Annotated in this window: 13 protein-coding genes; 6 read left to right on the forward strand and 7 right to left on the reverse strand. The window is 73.4% G+C overall.

Annotated features, from left to right (window positions below; translation table 11 throughout):
• A complete protein-coding gene (locus tag ACFLFB_RS11800; RefSeq protein WP_392542371.1) occupies nucleotides 1–1,695 on the reverse strand; it encodes a protein kinase domain-containing protein in 1,695 nt (564 codons plus the stop codon).
• Nucleotides 1,696–1,762: 67 nt separating this feature from the next.
• Here ACFLFB_RS11800 and ACFLFB_RS11805 point away from each other — a divergent pair, with 67 nt between their 5' ends.
• The gene (locus ACFLFB_RS11805; protein ID WP_392542372.1) at nucleotides 1,763–2,497 is read left to right on the forward strand and encodes a Type 1 glutamine amidotransferase-like domain-containing protein; all 735 of its coding nucleotides are present in this window, start codon (nucleotides 1,763–1,765) and stop codon (nucleotides 2,495–2,497) included.
• Nucleotides 2,498–2,503: 6 nt separating this feature from the next.
• Here ACFLFB_RS11805 and ACFLFB_RS11810 read toward each other — a convergent pair whose 3' ends face one another.
• The 3 genes from ACFLFB_RS11810 to ACFLFB_RS11820 are packed head-to-tail and all read right to left on the reverse strand — an operon-like array spanning nucleotide 2,504 to nucleotide 7,235.
• Nucleotides 2,504–3,535 carry a Gfo/Idh/MocA family oxidoreductase gene (locus tag ACFLFB_RS11810; protein WP_392542373.1) on the reverse strand — a complete coding sequence of 344 codons (1,032 nt, stop codon included), beginning with the start codon at nucleotides 3,533–3,535 and terminating at the stop codon, nucleotides 2,504–2,506.
• A gap of 39 nt (nucleotides 3,536–3,574) precedes the next feature.
• The gene (locus ACFLFB_RS11815; RefSeq protein ID WP_392542374.1) at nucleotides 3,575–3,976 is read right to left on the reverse strand and encodes a hypothetical protein; all 402 of its coding nucleotides are present in this window, start codon (nucleotides 3,974–3,976) and stop codon (nucleotides 3,575–3,577) included.
• A gap of 7 nt (nucleotides 3,977–3,983) precedes the next feature.
• Nucleotides 3,984–7,235: a M36 family metallopeptidase gene (locus tag ACFLFB_RS11820; RefSeq protein ID WP_392542375.1), complete on the reverse strand. Its 3,252-nt coding sequence runs from the start codon at nucleotides 7,233–7,235 to the stop codon at nucleotides 3,984–3,986.
• A gap of 227 nt (nucleotides 7,236–7,462) precedes the next feature.
• Between ACFLFB_RS11820 and lipB the strand changes: the two genes are divergently transcribed.
• The 4 genes from lipB (at nucleotide 7,463) to ACFLFB_RS11840 (ending at nucleotide 11,520) form a co-directional block, all read left to right on the forward strand.
• Complete coding sequence (lipB, locus tag ACFLFB_RS11825) at nucleotides 7,463–8,095, forward strand: lipoyl(octanoyl) transferase LipB (RefSeq protein WP_392542376.1); 633 nt, start codon at nucleotides 7,463–7,465, stop codon at nucleotides 8,093–8,095.
• Nucleotides 8,096–8,158: 63 nt separating this feature from the next.
• Nucleotides 8,159–9,631 carry a hypothetical protein gene (locus ACFLFB_RS11830; protein WP_392542377.1) on the forward strand — a complete coding sequence of 491 codons (1,473 nt, stop codon included), beginning with the start codon at nucleotides 8,159–8,161 and terminating at the stop codon, nucleotides 9,629–9,631.
• A gap of 78 nt (nucleotides 9,632–9,709) precedes the next feature.
• Nucleotides 9,710–10,735 (forward strand): lipoyl synthase, encoded by a 1,026-nt coding sequence (gene lipA, locus ACFLFB_RS11835; RefSeq protein WP_392542378.1) that lies wholly within the window; start codon nucleotides 9,710–9,712, stop codon nucleotides 10,733–10,735.
• A gap of 59 nt (nucleotides 10,736–10,794) precedes the next feature.
• A complete protein-coding gene (locus tag ACFLFB_RS11840; RefSeq protein ID WP_392542379.1) occupies nucleotides 10,795–11,520 on the forward strand; it encodes a DUF4191 family protein in 726 nt (241 codons plus the stop codon).
• Nucleotides 11,521–11,538: 18 nt separating this feature from the next.
• Here ACFLFB_RS11840 and ACFLFB_RS11845 read toward each other — a convergent pair whose 3' ends face one another.
• Nucleotides 11,539–11,931 carry an RDD family protein gene (locus ACFLFB_RS11845; RefSeq protein WP_392542380.1) on the reverse strand — a complete coding sequence of 131 codons (393 nt, stop codon included), beginning with the start codon at nucleotides 11,929–11,931 and terminating at the stop codon, nucleotides 11,539–11,541.
• A gap of 279 nt (nucleotides 11,932–12,210) precedes the next feature.
• Between ACFLFB_RS11845 and glnA the strand changes: the two genes are divergently transcribed.
• The gene (glnA, locus tag ACFLFB_RS11850) at nucleotides 12,211–13,635 is read left to right on the forward strand and encodes a type I glutamate--ammonia ligase (RefSeq protein WP_392542381.1); all 1,425 of its coding nucleotides are present in this window, start codon (nucleotides 12,211–12,213) and stop codon (nucleotides 13,633–13,635) included.
• A 73-nt stretch (nucleotides 13,636–13,708) separates the two neighbouring features.
• Here the strand turns inward: glnA and ACFLFB_RS11855 are convergent, their stop codons facing one another.
• Together ACFLFB_RS11855 and ACFLFB_RS11860 are read right to left on the reverse strand one after the other, a co-directional pair.
• Complete coding sequence (locus ACFLFB_RS11855) at nucleotides 13,709–16,000, reverse strand: TIM-barrel domain-containing protein (RefSeq protein ID WP_392542382.1); 2,292 nt, start codon at nucleotides 15,998–16,000, stop codon at nucleotides 13,709–13,711.
• Complete coding sequence (locus tag ACFLFB_RS11860) at nucleotides 15,997–17,124, reverse strand: glycoside hydrolase family 15 protein (protein ID WP_392542383.1); 1,128 nt, start codon at nucleotides 17,122–17,124, stop codon at nucleotides 15,997–15,999. Before ACFLFB_RS11860 ends, ACFLFB_RS11855 begins: the two co-directional genes overlap by 4 nt.
• Nucleotides 17,125–17,143 lie beyond the last annotated feature (19 nt).

Consider the following 17,143-nt stretch of genomic DNA (forward strand, 5'->3'; position numbering starts at 1 on the left):
TCAGGGCGCGGCGCTGAGGTCGCTGACCCGCCAGCCGACGTCGGTGAGCACCAGCGTGACGACCACCTCCTCCCCCGCGACGGCGCCCCGTGGCGTGGACCCGGTCGGCCCGGTGACCTCGTAGGCGCTGGTGTCGAACCGGGCCCTGATGCGGGCTGAGGCGGCTCCCGCATCGACCGTGACGGCGTCGCGCACGACGTAGGCCAGGCCCGTGTACCGCAGGCCCGAACGCGCGAGGTCGGTGACCGCGGCCCGGTCGCGGGACTCCGCGGCCGAGCCCGGGGCATCGGCCCCGTGCAGGTGCGCCGCCGTGGCCTCCCGCCACGCCACCGCCCGCGCCTGCGCCAGGGCGGCCAGCAGCTGCGTGGGTCGCTCCCGTGGTGCGGCGGGGTCGGTGCGGACGTCGCTGCCCACCGGCGGGAGCGCTGCCGGCCGGGCCCGGGCCGGAGCCTCGGCGCGCTGGGCGGGGAGCACGACGACCGCAGTCACGACGAGGCCGACGAGCACGCCCACGAGGGCGAGGACCGACCTCCACCGTCCCGACCCGGCGCCGGGCCGGACGACCCTCCCCGCGTGCCGTCCCCTCGGCCGCCTCGGCGCGCCTGACCGCGCCGGGAGGAGCGACGACGGCGACATGCGTGGAGGGGACAGCGGTGGAGGTGACAGCGGCGCGGGTCGATCCCGACGCACCGCCCACCGCGAACCGACCGCGGCGGCGAGACGAGCCCACGGCGACGGGCGGGGTGCGTCATCGGGCGGTCGGTCGGCCGCGGCCCGCAGCCGGTAGGTGACGGCGCTCGTCTCGTCGTCGCCCCGCACGAGGTGCAGCGGCTCGGGCCGCGCGGTGTGGAAGAGCTGCCAGGCGAGCTCGTGGGCGGTGGGGCGGTCGGCCGCCACGGGGCCCACCGCGGCCTCGAGCACAGCGACGACCCCACCGGCCCCGTCGCCCGCCCGGGACACCTCGGCGAGGGTGGGCCGCAGCCCCGGCGGCCCCGGGACCTGGCCGCTCAGGCAGAGCCAGCCCACCGCACCCACCGCGTAGACGTCGGCGGCCGGACCGGGGTCGCCACCCATGAGGACCTCGGGGGCGACGTACCCGTCGGTGCCCCACACGCCGTGCGCGACCTCCCCGACGACGTGCCCGAGCCCGAGGTCGGCGAGCAGCGGACGCCCGTCGAGCTCGAGGAGGACGTTGCCCGGAGAGACGTCGCCGTGGACCACCCCGAGGTCGTGGAGCCGCCCGAGCGCGGAGGCCAGCGGGGCCAGCACGGTGACCACCTCGCCCGGCGCGAGGTGGCCCCGCGCGCGGACGAGCGCGTCGAGGGCTCCCCCGCGCACGTGGGGCATGACGAGCGCGGCTCGACCGTCGGCCAGGGGGATGCACGCGTCGATCGGCACGACGTGCGCCGAGGCCGCGCTCGCCGACAGCGACGCCTCGCGCGCCGCGACCTCGAGGGCGTCGAGGTCGGCGCCGACCACCTTGACCGCCACCCGTCGCCCGCTGGCCTCCTCGACCCCGAGCCACACCTCGCTGGTGCCCCCGCGCGCCAGCAGCTCACCCAGCTGGAACCCGGGGACGAGGGGGGCCGGGGGCGTCGCCGTGCCACCGGCCACCGCCACGGCGACCCCTGCGCCACCATGGCCGTGCCGGCCGCCCACCGAGCCGCCGCGTGTCCCGAGCTCCCCCTCGTCCATGTGGCCAGCCTGCCGGGAACCTCCCCGGCCGCCGGTGGGTTGTCCACAGGCTCCTAGGGTGGTCGGCATGGCGACCGACTCCCGCACCGTCCTCGCGACCTCCGGCGGCTACCGCTGGGGCGCCCGCACCCGCATCGCGTTCAACGGCCTGGTCCACCACGCCGTCGACCTCTCCGGCGCGCACGGCCGGCGCCCGCGGATCGCGTTCGTCGGCACCGCCTCCGGCGACGCGAAGGACTTCAACTACGCCGTGCTCGAGGCCGGCCGCGTCGCGGGCTTCGACGTCACCACCGTGGACCTGTTCCCCATGCCCAACCACGACGACACCGCGGCGGTCCTCCTCGAGCAGGACGTCGTCTGGGTGCAGGGCGGCTCGGTCGCGAACCTCCTCGCCGTCTGGGACGTCCACGACCTGCGCCCGGCCATGCGGGCGGCGTGGGAGGCGGGCGTCGTCCTCAGCGGGGTGTCGGCCGGCTCGATCTGCTGGTACCTCGGCGGCACCACCGACTCCTTCGGGCCCGAGCTGCGCGCCGTGACCAACGGCCTGGGCCTGCTCCCCTACGGCAACGGCGTCCACTACGACTCCGAGGCCGAGCGGCGCCCCACCGTGCACCGCCTCGTCGCCGACGGCACGCTGCCCGTGACCCACTGCACCGACGACGGCGTGGGCCTGGTCTACCGCGGCACCGAGCTCGTCGAGGCGGTCACCGAGGTCGAGGGCAAGGGGGCGTACGTCGTGACGAAGGGCGGCGACGGCATCACCGAGGAGCGCATCGAGCCCCGTCTCCTGCCCGCCCCCTGACCAGGCTCAGCGGGGTGGGGTGACGACCCGGACGACGCGTTCCTCGGCGGCGGCGACGCGAGCGGCGTCGATGACGGCCAGCGTGTGGACCGCGTCCCACGGGTCGACGGGCATGAGCGCCTGCGGGTCGTCCGACGCGACCGCCGCGGCCACCGCCCTGTAGAAGTCGGCCTGCGAGCTCGCCTCGCGCGCAACGGGTTCGCGCTCACCCCCGCGGTAGAGCCAGCCCGCCTGCTCGGGCGAGGCGTCGGACTGGCCGGACCAGGGGTGCTCCTCCGCCTCGAAGTCGACGAGGACGTACGCGGCCTGCGTCCCGAGCAGCCGCACCCGCGGCCCCGGCGCCCCCGCCACGGACGTCGCCGAGAGGTGCGAGACCACCCCCGAGGTGTGCCGGCACACGAGGAAGGCGTCGTCCTCGGCCGGCGTCGTGCGCGACGCCACCGTCGCCGAGACGGTGACGACCGGACCGAACAGCTGCACCGCGGCATCGACGAGGTGGCTGTGCAGGTCGAGGAGGAGGCCGCCACCCTCGGCCGCCGTCGCGTTCTCGCGCCAGCGGTCCTTCGGTACGGGTCGCCATCTCTCCCAGCGCATCTCGTAGCGGAAGGCCTCACCGACCAGACGGTCCCGCACCACTCGTGCCACGGTCGCCTGCTCGGCGTCGAAGCGCCGGTTCTGGAAGACCGTGAGCGCGCTCCCCCGACCGGCTGCGTGCCGCACGACGTCGGCGGCGGTCCCCGCGTCCACGGCCAGCGGCTTGTCGACGACGCAGGCCAGCCCGGCGTCGGCCACCGCCCGCGCCTGGGCCGCGTGGGCGCCGGAGGGCGAGGCCAGCACCACGACATCCAGCCCCGGCACCGCGAGCAGCTCCTCGAGCCCCGGCACGACCTCGACCCCGGGATGGTCGGCGCGGGCGGACTCGGCACGCTCCTCGTCCCTCGTCGACACCGCGGCCACCTCGAGCCCCGCGGCCCGCAGCACCGGCGTGTGGATGTCGCGCCCCGACGACCCGTACCCGACCAGTCCGACGCGTGTCATGTCCGCCAGCCTAGGGCTGCGGCGACGCCCGTTCCGGGCTCAGCCGACGACGACGGTGATCCGGTACTCCGGGGAGCGCGAGGTGATGGTGCTCGTCCCCGGCTTCTCGGCCCGGACCTCCCACTCCCGCACGCCGCTGGCCGTGACGTTGACGACCTGCACCAGCTGCACGGCGTCGCCGGTGACCTCGGGGTCGTCCGCGGAGGTGTCGCTGACGACGAGCGACACGGAGCGGCCCACGACCATCGAGAACGTGGCGCCGTCGTCCTCCGGGGTCAGCCGCCGGGGCGCCGCGGAGGGCGACCCCGACGGTGAGACGGTCGCTGCCGTCGACCCGGTCGTCGACCCACCGGGCGACCCGGACGGCGATGGCTCCCCGGCGCCGCACCCCGCCACGAGGGCGAGGGACAGCGCGGCGGGGAGCCACCACCTGCGGGTCATCGCTCGCTCAGCTCCCGCTGACCGTCGCGATCCGCTCGACGACGTCCTTCTGGGCCTTGATCTGCGCCGAGGTCGACGCGGGGTTGGTCCGCACCGTCTCGGCGTGGAACATGACCGCCCCGAAGGTGCTGTCGAGCGACCCGTTGCCGTCGGAGTCGACCGGCGTCGAGAGCGTGACCGAGCCGTTGGCGAAGTTCAGCCAGGCGCCCAGGGCGTGCTGGTCGAAGATCACGTCCGCCGGCGACTTGGCCGGGTTGTTCAGGACGAGCGTCGCGGCAGCCCGTGTCGAGGCGTCCTTGTGCTCGTCGAACACCATGCTGATCGCGCCGACGATGTCGAGGTAGCACTGCAGCTGGGCCGGGGTGAAGTCGTTCGCCTTCTTGACCCGGTACTGGTTGAGCCACCAGCCGTGCCCCTTGGAGACGGTGCCGTTGCCCGTGATGAGGACGAGGGCGCTGTCCGCCGCCGACCCGAGGTCGTCGTCGGTCACCGTCACGTCGAGCGTGTAGGCACACGCCTCAGCGTAGGCGTGGGTCGCCGAGCGGGAGACGCTGCGCGGCTGCACGCTCGGGCTCTTCGCCGGGTCGGCGAACGGCGGGTTCACGAGCGAGGTCTGGGTGCTGGTGATGCCGTCGCCCCAGGCCCAGTCGAAGCGCAGGTCGTCACTGCCCGGGTCGGTCGAGCCGACGGGGACCGTGAGGTCCTCCCCCGCCTCGAGGACGAAGGCCGAGACGCCGTCGTAGACCTGCTCGCCGGTGGTGTCGATGACGGCGGTCGGGTCGACGTTCGCGACGTTCGCCACGGCCGCGCCGCAGTTGCCCGTCGTGTCGTCGTCGGCCGCGCAGACCTGGACGCTGAACGCCCCGTCGTCGCCGTACTGGTGCTGGACCGAGAAGGTCAGCGTGGCGTTCGGCCGCACGTTCTCCAGCACTCCGGCCAGGGCCACGGGGGCCGCGCCGTCGTCGAAGGAGATCGTCGCCGTCAGCGGGTCGAGCCAGCCGGGGTCGGTGACCGTGCCGGTCACCGTCACGGTGCCGGCCTCGCTGATCGGTCCGATCGGGTTGACCGACACACTCGGCGCGACGTTGGTCACCGTCACCGTCGAGGTGTCGGTCGCCTGGTTGCCGAACGCGTCGGTGACGCGCAGTCCGATGGTGGACACGCCGTCCTGGCCCACCCGGGTGAACGTCGGGGTGGCGCCGGTGGCGTCGTCGTACTGCCCGTCGTCGTCCAGGTCCCACTCGTATATCGCGATCGCGCCCGCCGAGCCGTCCGAACCACCGCTCGAGCCGGCGCCGTTCAGGCTCACGTCGGTGCCCTCGGGCGTGACGTAGGGCCCTCCGGCGTCCGCGACCGGCAGGCACTCGGCCGGGAGGTCGTCGCTGAAGGTCGGCACGTCATCGAGACCACCGGTGGAGCCGGTGCCCAGGCCGCGGCCGGCGAACGCCGACCAGATGAGGCACCGGTTGGCCCCGCCGTCGGCGGCGAGGAGGCCGTCACGGGCGTCGATGAACGTCGGGTTGGCGGTCGTCGCCTTCATCCCGTCGAGGACGAGGTCGGCCATCGCCTCCACGCCACCCGGGTAGAGCTTGCGGATGTCGTACAGCGTCGACGCCCAGATCTGGCCGTTCCCGTGGCCGCTGCCCGAGTTCGTGTCGTAGTCCTGGAAGTCGAGCGTAGAGCTGTCGTAGGCCACCGAGCGGATGCCGGTGGTCGCGTTGCCGGTGACGTACTCGCCGATCACCGCGTCGCCCCACTTGAGGTACGACACGACGTCGCTCCAGCCCTCGCCGAGGGCGCCGCGCTGGTCGCCGCCGTTGTAGCCGAGGGTGCCGCCGCCGACGAGCCGGCTCGAGACGCCGTGCCCGTACTCGTGGGCGATGACGTCACCGTCGACGTCGCCGTCCCGGTAGGGCCGCGTCGGCGCCCACATGTACATCTGCATGCGCGGGCTCGAGCCGTCGGCCGGGGTGCCGAAGTTGGCGTTGTTGAGGCAGCGGATCGCCACGTCGTCGCCGGGCGCCGGGGTGCCCTGGTCGTCGACGCAGCCGAGGTCCCAGCCGTCCTGGGCCTCGGCGAGGACCGGGTCGCTCCCGCTCCCGCCGCGGCCGAAGTTGTTCACCTGGAAGTTGCCGCTCGCCTCGTCGAAGCCGTGCCCGTAGAGCCAGTCGTGCATGACGTTCGTGTAGTAGAAGAGCTGGGTGATGGCGGCGTCGCGGTCGGTGTCGAGGGCGGCGAGGGAGTTGACGTCGGCGGCGGTCCGCCAGGCGTCGGTCCAGGTGTAGGTGAAGTGGGTGTCGGCCGCGGTCGGCTGGTACTCGTTGTTCGCGTCGTCGTCGTTGCGGTCGAGGTAGGCGTTGGCGTTGTTGCCGCTCGTCGTCGTCCCGCTGACCCACGACCCGTCGAGGCCGGTGAAGGCGGTGACCTGCCGGGTCGCGCCCGTGGCCTCCGGGTGCTGCTCGCGCCAGACGGTCCCCTCGGGGCCGGAGTGCGCGTAGCGGCTGGTGCGGTCGAGGACCGCGCCGCTGCCGGCGTCGACGACGGTCTCCCACCACTCGTCGCCCGACGACTCGATGTCGGTGAGCCAGGCCAGGCGCAGCCCGCGCCCGTGGTCGACGGGGTACCAGGCGAGCTCGGCCGAGACGGGTCGCGAGCTCGTGGAGCCCGACCCGTAGACGTTGGGGAAGGTGCGCTTGCCGGCGGTCCGCACGTCAGCGGCCTCGCGCAGCGCGCGCTTGCCCTTGGCGCCCTGCCGCTTGGCCGCGGTGTCCAGCGCCTGGCCGGCGCTGAGGCGGGCGTCGGTGGAGGCGGTGGCGACACCGCTCGAGAGCGCACCGACGGCCGAGGTGACGCTGCCGTCGGCGGCCACGACCACCGTCAGCACGGCGTCGCGCACGCGCAGCCCGCCGACCTTCTGGCCGAGGTGCACGGCGGTGGCACCGGTCGTGAGCCGGAGCTCCTTGGCGACGTAGAGCGTCGCGTCGTGGCCGCGCGTCAGGCCGAAGTCCGTGGCGTGGGAACGCCCGTACGACAGGGCGATGTCGGCGGGCCGGCTCTTCGACGGCTTGGTGAGGCCGGCCTTCCCGCCGGTGATGGCGCGGGTGGTGCCGCTGGCGGCGTCCTTGCGGACGTGGTCGCGCGCGGCCGGGCCACGCAGCCCCTCACCTCCGCCCGGTGGACCGGCGACCGCCGGCGTGACGGCGGCCCCCGCGAGCAGCAGGCCCCCGAGGGCGTAGGACAACGAACGACGACCGTGCATGGCAAGTCCCCTCTTCGATGAGGTCACCGGTCGGCCCGGCGACACCGGCCCCGCTGGGCCGCGGCGACACGGCGGCAGGACCGCCGCGCGCCATCGAGAAGGAGACAGCGGACGCACCGCTGATACACAGGGGCGGCCGGCCGGGCATCCGGAGCGGTTGGGCGACGCTGGCCGGCCCGGCGGAACCGCGGTTCCGCTGAGGGCGTGGCGCGACATACGGTGGACCCATGCGCGTCGTCCACCTCGGTTTCGCCCCCGACCTCGTCGACTACGAGGAGGCCTGGGCCACCCAGCGCGAGGTCCACGCGCAGGTCGTCGAGGGCACCATCCCCGACACGACCCTCCTCCTCGAGCACGCCGCCGTGTACACGGCCGGCAAGCGCACCGAGGACCACGAGCGCCCCACCGACGGCACCCCCGTCGTCGACGTCGACCGCGGCGGCAAGATCACCTGGCACGGCCCGGGCCAGCTCGTCGGCTACCCGATCGTCCGGCTGCCCGAGGTCCCCATCGACGTCGTCGCGCACGTGCGCCGCCTCGAGGAGGTGATGATCCGCGTCTGCCGCGAGTTCGGCGTCGAGACCGTGCGGGTCGAGGGCCGCAGCGGTGTCTGGGTGGAGAAGGACTGGCGCGGCCCGGACCGCAAGCTCGGCGCGATCGGCGTGCGGGTCAGCCGCCGGGTGACGATGCACGGCTTCGCGCTCAACTGCGACTCCGACCTCGCCTGGGCCGATCCGATCATCCCGTGCGGCATCGCCGACGCCGGCGTCTCCTCCCTGACCCGCGAGGCGGGCCGCATCATCACGGTGCAGGACGTCCTCCCCTACGCCGAGAAGCACCTCACCGACGTCCTCGGCTGACCTCGCCGACGGCCCGGGACGGGTCGGGGTGAGCGCCCGCCCCGGGTGCTCTAGGGTCTGCGCGTGATCGAGGCCCACCAGCTGCTCCTCCCCCTCGCCGTCATCGTCGTGTGCGCCGTCGGCGGGTTCGCCTTCGCGTGGTGGCGCGACGTCCGGGCCGGTGGCGCGCTGGAGCGCGTTGCCCGAGGCCGCGGGCTCACCGTCCCCGTCCTGGTCTCGGTCGCCGGCGACACCCGCCGCGCCCAGGCGGTCCTCGATGACGGGGTCCTGCGCGTCGTGGGCGCACGGACCCAGCTGCTCCTCGACGGTCGGGCCTACGCGAACGCCGCCCAACGGCGCCACCACCTCGACGACGAGCTGCTCGACTTCGCCACCCAACGCGGCTTCGTCGACGCCGCCGGGACCCGCTACCTCGTCGGCGCGCTCGAGGAGTGGGAGCCGGCGCTCACGGCGGCGCTCCAGCAGCCGCCACGGCCGGCGTCGCGGTGGCGGCGGCTGGCCGCTGCCGTCCCCCGCCGGCAGGTGGCCGGGTTCGCGGCGGCGACGATGGTGCTGCTGGCCTTCCAGGGCATCTGGGCCGCGGGCCACGACGTGACCGCCACCATGGTCCGCGTCGTCGGCGAGGAAGGTCTCGAGTCGTGTGCCGTGCGGTGGGCCGAGGACGGCGCGCCGGGGTACGCCGAGGTCGACTGCTACGCGCCGTTCCCGGCCCCGGGGTCCCCGGTGGTCGTCCGCGTCCTGGCCGCGCCGTTCGCGGGCAGGGCGCTCGACCACGAGGGCACCTACGAGGGGCTCACGGTGATCCCGGGCGGGCTCGCCCTCGTGCTCGGCGCCCTGGTCGTCGGCACCACGGTGGTGCGGGTCCGACGGCCCGCCATCCGCCTCGCTCCCCAACCCGGGCCGGCGCTCGACCTCACGACCCCGGAGCCGGTGACGATCGCGACCGACGCCCCGCTGTTCGACCAGCTCGACGCCCTCGCCCGGGTCGAGGGATGGTCCGAGGGCGTGACCGCTGCGCCGCCGCAGCCCTGGTACCAGGCGCCTGTGGTCTCGCTCGCCTCCGCCCGCTGGTGGCCGGTCCCGCTGCTGGCCGGCATCGGCCTCCTCGTGGAGGAGCTCCCGGAGCCGGTGCGGTACGCCCTCGGCGCCGCCGCCGTCGCCGTGGCCCTGTGGGCGGCGCTCGGCGCCTGGACGACCTGGCGCACCATCCACCCGGCCTCCACGGGACCCGTCACGAGCGAGTGGGACTACAGCCTGGTCCGCCTCGTCGATGACGAGTGGCTGGCGCTGCTCGTGCTCGGTCAGCGGCCGCACTGGCTGGTCCCCCTCATGGGCGAGCGGCACCCAGCCCCGACGGGGCGCTGCGGGGTCAGGGGCGACCTGCGCGACGGCGGCGCCGTCCAGCTGCTCGTCGACGGCGAGTTCTGGATGAGCGGGGGCCCGGTCGAACGGGTCGACGACGAGATGCTCAGCGGGCTGCGCGAGGAGGTGACCGAGCGCCTGCAGGACCTCGGTGGGCATCGCGACGCACCCTGAGGGACCCGCGTTCTGCCCACGGCTGACCGACCGGTCCCGGTTCGGGGAGTGCGGGATCCGCGGCGTACTCTGGAGCGCGTGACTGTCGCACCAGAGGGGCGCCGCATGCTGCGGGTCGAGGCGCGCAACGCCGAGACCCCGATCGAGCGCAAGCCGGAGTGGATCCGCACCACCGCGAAGATGGGGCCGGAGTACACCCAGATCCACTCGATGGTGAAGGGCCAGGGCCTGCACACGGTGTGCCAGGAGGCCGGCTGTCCCAACATCTTCGAGTGCTGGGAGGACCGCGAGGCCACCTTCCTCATCGGCGGTGACACCTGCACCCGGCGCTGCGACTTCTGCGACATCGCCACCGGCCGCCCCCAGGCCCTCGACCTCGACGAGCCCCGCCGCGTCGCCGAGTCGGTGCGCTCGATGGGGCTGCGCTACTCCACCGTCACCGGCGTCGCCCGCGACGACCAGCCCGACGGTGCGGCCGGCCTGTACGCCGAGACGATCCGCCAGATCCACGCCCTCAACCCGAACACCGGCGTCGAGATCCTCCCGCCCGACTTCGGCGCCAAGCCCGAGCTCGTCGGCCAGGTCTTCGACGCCCGCCCCGAGGTCTTCGCCCACAACCTCGAGACGGTCCCGCGCATCTTCAAGCGGATCCGTCCCGCGTTCACGTACGAGAAGTCCCTCCGGGTCCTGTCGATGGCGCGCGAGGCCGGCCTGGTCACGAAGTCCAACCTCATCCTCGGGATGGGCGAGGAGGACCACGAGGTCGAGGAGGCCATCCGCGACCTCCACGAGGCCGGGTGCGACATCCTCACCATCACCCAGTACCTGCGCCCCTCCCCGATGCACCACCCGATCGACCGCTGGGTGAAGCCCGAGGAGTTCGTCCACTGGTCCGACGTCGCCGAGGACATCGGCTTCAAGGGCGTCATGGCCGGCCCGCTCGTGCGCAGCTCGTACCGGGCCGGGCGCCTGTGGGCCACGGCCATGCGCAAGTGGGGCCGCCCCATCCCCGAGCACCTGAGTCACCTCGCGCAGGCCGGGTCCGACCCGGCGCGGCAGGAGGCGGCGTCGTTGGTGGCGCGGGCGGCACGCACCGTATCCTGAGCCCTGACACCGCGGCACCCCGCGGACGACAGCACCCCCGATCAGGAGTTCTCCCTCCCGTGTCCGACCAGCCCGAGAAGAAGACCGGCCGACTCGCGCAGATCCGCCAGGCCTACAGCGCGATCAAGAGCCTCGACCCCAACCTCGGGTGGTGGATGCTGCTCGCCGCCGTGGGCGCGGCCGCCGTCCTCGTCGGCGGCGGGTTCCTCCTCGGTGGGTGGTGGCGCTGGTACAGCGTCATCATCGCCATCCCGGCCGCGCTCCTCGCCGCCGTGCTCGTCATGAACCGCCGCGGCAACACCGCGATGTACGGGGCGCTCGACGGCCAGCCCGGCGCGGCCGGTGCCGCGCTCACCGGTCTCGGCAAGCGCGGCTGGTACGCGGGCCAGGAGCCGGTCGCCATCGACGGCGCCCGCAGCACCAAGCCCAGCGACATGGCCGGGACCGCGATGGTCTTCCGCGCCCTCGGCCGCCCCGGCGTCGTCCTCATCGGCGAGGGCCCCGAGCCGCGCGTCACCCGCCTGCTCAAGCAGGAGGAGAAGAAGGTCGCCCGCGTCGCGCCCGGCGTGCCGGTGCACCTCTGGGTCGTCGGCGAGGACAAGGACCAGGTCCCCGTCAAGAAGATCTCGGGCAAGCTCACCCGGATGCGCCCGGTGATGACCAAGGAGGAGACCTCGGTCGTCAACAAGCGCCTGAAGTCCCTCGGCGGCATGCGTCCGCCGCTGCCCAAGGGCATCGACCCCAACCGCGCCCGAGTCGACCGCAAGGCGATGCGCGGCAAGTGAGCCCGGCGTAGCCGTTCGTCAGGGGCGCACGATGCGCGTGCCGGCGAGCACGTCGTGGTACCCGCGGCCGTCGCGCGCCGTGAGGACCGCCGGGATGAAGAGGCAGAGCAGCACGGTGCGCACGATCACCTGCAGGGGGAAGGTGCCGGGCCGGACCTGCCACACCTGCATCCCGAACAGGCGGTGCCCCACCGTGGAGCCGACGACCGAGACGAACAGGATGTTCATCGCGGCGAAGATGCCGAGCGGCAGGAAGGCTGCCGCTCCCCCGCCCCCGGACTGCGTCCCGGTGAAGAGCAGCGCGATGCCCTGGCAGATCAGCCAGTCGACGACGACGGCGCCCAGCCGCCGCAGGAAGCTGGCCGTCTCGGGACCGTCGGGCGCGACGGCGGGCGGGGTGTCGGCAGGCACGACGCCACTGTAGGCGGGGCGCCACGGCCGCCCGGGAGCCGGGTCCCGGCGGGCCCCTGACCTGCAGGGGCGCCGGTCCCGCACGCGCGGCGCGGGCCCGCGTCTCATCCGTTCCGCCTGTCGAGCGCCGCGTCTCGCCCATTGATACGGTGGCTGCGTTACACCGCCGAAACACTTGGGTCACGGTCGGGAAACGGCCGGTCCGTAGTGTCCCTCGCAACACCCCGAGCGCTGGCGCCCCGAAGCCGTGCCCGACGAGAACCACCAGGAGGTTCATCAGTGTTCAGCTCTGCTGACGAGGTCCTCGACTTCATCAAGTCCGAGGACGTCAAGTTCGTCGACATCCGCTTCTGCGACCTGCCGGGCGTCATGCAGCACTTCAACGTGCCGGCCCAGACGGTGGACAAGGACTTCTTCACCAACGGCCAGATGTTCGACGGGTCCTCGATCCGCGGCTTCCAGGCCATCCACGAGTCGGACATGAAGCTCATCCCCGACCCGTCCAGCGCCTACGTCGACCCCTTCCGGGTCGAGAAGACGCTCATCATGAACTTCTCGATCGTCGACCCGTTCACGAGCGAGCCGTACAGCCGCGACCCGCGCAACATCGCCGCGAAGGCCGAGGCGTACCTCAAGTCCACCGGCATCGCCGACACCGCGTACTTCGGTGCGGAGGCCGAGTTCTACGTCTTCGACGACGTGCGCTTCGAGACCAAGCAGAACGCCAGCTACTACTACATCGACTCGGTGGAGGCGGCCTGGAACACCGGCCGCGCCGAGGAGGGTGGCAACCGCGGCTACAAGACCCGCTACAAGGGCGGCTACTTCCCCGTCCCGCCGGTCGACCACTTCGCCGACACCCGCGACAAGATCTGCCTCAACCTCGCCGAGGTCGGCATCGAGGTCGAGCGCAGCCACCACGAGGTGGGCACCGCGGGCCAGCAGGAGATCAACTACCGCTTCTCCACGCTGCTCCAGTCCGGCGACGACATGATGAAGTTCAAGTACGTCGTCAAGAACACGGTGTGGGAGGGCGGCAAGACCGCCACGTTCATGCCGAAGCCGATCTTCGGCGACAACGGCTCGGGCATGCACACCCACCAGTCGCTCTGGAAGGACGGCGAGCCGCTGTTCTACGACGAGCGCGGCTACGGCGGCCTGTCCGACCTCGCCCGCTGGTACATCGGTGGCCTGCTCCGGCACGCCCCGGCGCTGCTCGCGTTCACCAACCCCACGGTGAACAGCTACCACCGCCTGGTCCCCGGCTACGAGGCTCCCGTGAACCTCGTGTACTCGGCCCGCAACCGCTCCGCCTGCGTCCGCATCCCGATCGCCGGTGACAGCCCCAAGGCCAAGCGCATCGAGTTCCGCATCCCGGACCCGTCGTCGAACCCGTACCTCTGCTTCGCCGCCCAGCTCATGGCCGGCCTCGACGGCATCAAGAACCGCATCGAGCCCCCGGAGCCGGTCGACAAGGACCTCTACGAGCTCCCCCCGGAGGAGCACGACGCCATCGAGCAGGTTCCCGGTTCGCTCCCCGAGGTGCTCAACGCCCTCGAGGCCGACCACGAGTTCCTCCTCCAGGGCGACGTCTTCACCTCGGACCTCATCGAGACCTGGATCGAGTGGAAGCGCAAGAACGAGGTCGACCCGATCCGCTTCCGTCCGCACCCGCACGAGTTCGAGATGTACTTCGACATCTGAGTCTCGACTCGGGCAGCACGACGGCGCCGCATCCCCTCGGGGGTGCGGCGCCGTCGGCGTTCGCGCGGCCTCGTCAGGGAAGGTCGGCGAAGACCTCCTGCAGCACGGGCCACGCGGACGCGCGGCACCACACCGGCACCTCGTCGATGGGGACGTGCCGAGTCACGACCTCGCCGCCGGCACCCACGGTGCGCGCCTCGCCGGTCCACACGTCGACCCACTCCCCCGGCGGGAGCCAGGCGGCGCACTCCACGGCCCCCTCCTCGAGGACGGGGCGGACGAGCAGGTCGTCACCGAGCGACCACTGCGACGGGTGCTCCCACACGGCCGGCTCCGACGCGTGGTCGAAGAAGAGCGGACGCATGAGTGGCCGGTCGGTCGCGACGGTGCGGGCGGCCTGCTCGGCGAGGTAGCCGACGAGCCGCTCGCGCAGGACGGCGAACCGCCGGAACACCGGGACGACGCGCTCGTCGCCCGTCATCTCGGCGACGTGCCACGGCGTGCGGTCGCGCAGCGGCGGCTGGTGGTGGTTGAACTCCGAGTGGTACTGCATCACCGGCATGAAGGCCGAGGCCGCGGTGGCCCGGAGGTAGAGCTCGGGGTCGGGCACCGGGCCGGAGAAGCCCGCGAGGTCCCAGCCCCAGTAGACGATGCCGCAGGACGCCGCACTCAGCCCGGCGACCACCGAGCTCCGGTACGCCTCCCACGTCGAGTCCTCGTCGCCTGCCCAGAACAGGCCGTGCGGCTGCGAGCCGGCGAACCCGCTGCGCGAGAACGTGATCGGGGCCTTGCCGTGCTGGCGCAGGAGGTCGCCGAAGGCGCGCGCGTAGTGGACCGGGTAGAGGTTGTTGCCCTCGTCGCCGCGGCGTCCGTCGGCGTACTGGAGGTCGTGGCCCCAGGCGTGCTCGCCACCGTCGGTCTTGAAGCCGTCGACGTCGAGGTCGCGCACGAGGTAGTCGCGCTTGGCGGTCCACCAGTCGCGGGTCCGCTGCACCGACAGGTCGGGCATGAGCGACTTCGGGAACCACCAGCCGCGGTTGAGGTAGGGGCGGCCGTCGGCCTCGCGCACGGCATGGTCGCCGGCGACCATGGCCGCGCCCTCGGCCAGGACCTGCTCGCCGAGCCCGTCCTCCGACTGGGCCGTCTTGAGCAACGGGATCTGCCACAGGACGACCTTGATGCCGCGCGCGTGCAGGTCGTCGACCATCGCCCGGGGGTCGGGCCACGCGCCGTCGGCGGGAATCTCGAAGTCCCCCAACGAGAACGGCGAGCCGTCTTCCCTCACCCGGTAGCGGGCGTCGCGGAGGATCATGATCCCCTCCTCGTCGCTCCACGCCTCGATGACGATGACGCCGACGGGGATGTCGAGGTCGCGGTGCGAGTCCATCCGCTCGGTCACCAGCGCCTGGGTGTTCCACTCGTTGCCCGAGGCCCAGAGACGGAACACCCACGACGGCAGCTCCTCGGCGCGGCCCACGTCGTCGAGGAAGGCGGTGAGCACCTCGGTCGGCGACCCCTCGTGCACGGCGAGCGTGACCGACTCCTCGGGCGACCCGCCGAGGTCGACCTCCACGACGAGCCGGCTGCGGTCGCCCGCGCCGACGTCGTACCAGGTGCGCCGGGAGGTCTGGACGTGGAAGCCCCACGACGAGCCGTCGTCCGACACCACGTGGGCGAACGGCATCGGGAGATAGGTGCGCCCGTGCCTGCCCTGCGACTTGTACTGCTCGAACACCACGGAGTCGAGGCGGCGCCCGGCCTGGTCGAGCGCGTCGTACCGCTCGCCGAACCCGACGACGTGGTCGCCCTCGGCCAGGGCCAGCGCGAACCGCGCCCGGTGCACGCCGTCGGCGGAGACGAGCCACTCGAGCGAGCCGTCGACGACGCGCCCGTCACCGCCGGACAGCCCGGCGGACCACCCGGCCGGGAGGTCCGTCACCCACGTCGTGGGGCGCACCGTGAACCACTCGGTGGTCTCCTCGACGCCGTCGCCAACCGTGCCGACGAAGCGGTAGGCGTGGCCGGCAGCCTCCGACACCGGCGGGCTGAGCACGGCCCAGCCACCGTCGCCACCGAGCGAGGACGCCTGTGCTGCAGCGAGATGCCCCTCACCACCGGCCAGCGCCGCAGCATCCGCCGAGTCGGCCCGACGCGGCTCGAGGGCGAGGTCGGTGACCGGCCCGCGCGCCCCGTCGGCATCCAGTGACGCCCACTGCACCGTCACGGCCGTGACGGCAGGGTCGGCCTGAACCCCGAGGAGGCAGCGCTCCCCCGCGAGCGGCCGGACCGGCACGCGCTGGTCGAGCGAGGTGGCGTAGGGGTGCTCGATCCCGAAGGGACGGTGGGTGAGCAGGGGCGAGGTCATGCGGACGTCTCCTCGAGGAGGCCGAGCTCGTCGGCGAGGACCAGGAACATGCCATGGGACCACAGCAAGGGAGTGGCGACGGAACCCCAGCGCTCGACCCACTCGGCGCGCGAGCCGGGGTGCAGCAGGTGGTCGTCGACCTGCTCGGGCATCTCGCCGGTGTCGGTCGCGTGGTCGGCGACCCACTCCAGGAGGTGGCGGGCGCCGTCGACGTCGCCCTGCCGCACGAGGTTCCAGCCGAGCAGGGCGGAGAGCAGCAGCCACTGCCCGCCGCCGTAGAACACGTCGGCGCGGAAGCGGTGCACTCCCCCGTCGACGTCGAGGTCGCGGGCCACCGCGGCGAGGGTCTCGCGGGCCAGGGCCGACGAGGGCTCGACGAGCCCGAACGGCACGACGCACGCGGACAGCGACCCGTCGACCTCGGCCGACCCGAGCCACTTGGTCAGGTGGCCGTCGGCCACGCCCTCGGCCAGCGCGAGCTCACGCGCCCCCGCGACCGCGACCCGCGCGGCCTCCGCCCGCTCCCCGGTGATGGCGCCGCACCCCTGTGCGGCCTCCAGCCCCCCGACGACCGAGCCGAGGGTCGACACGTGGCGCTGCTCGTCGTGCTCCTCCCACCAGTCGTAGCAGGGCTGGTCCCAGAAGGCGGTGGCGAAGTCGACCGCGACCTCGATGCCGGCACGCCAGCGCGAGACGTCGAGGGCGTGACGGCGGGCGTGCTCGACCACGGCCCACACCCAGGTGCCGTAGCCGTCGGTCTGGAAGTCCCACCACTCGTCGTCGCCGTCGGCGCCGTCGAACCGGAAGCGCGTGGGCAGCAGCAGCGACGGGGGAACAGGGGCCCCGGCTGTGCGCAGGGCGAGCACCTCGTCGAGCTGGGACCGGCGAGCACCGAGCGTGCGGTCGACCCAGTCGTGGAAGTCGTTGGCCGAGGCCACGTCGCCGTACCGCGACATCCCCTCGGCGATGAAACCGCCGTCGCGCAGCCAGGCGTAGCCGCGGTAGGCGGAGAAGGCCGGGGACGCCGGGTAGGCGCCGGTGTGGTGCTGGTGCTCACGGATGACCGCGTGGCTGCGGTGGGCCAGACCGACGAGCAGGTCGGTGCGGCTGGGGGTGGTCGTCATCATCGATCCCGTCATGGGC

The organism is Oryzobacter telluris (assembly GCF_043099285.1).
GTDB classification, from domain to species: domain Bacteria; phylum Actinomycetota; class Actinomycetes; order Actinomycetales; family Dermatophilaceae; genus Oryzobacter; species Oryzobacter telluris.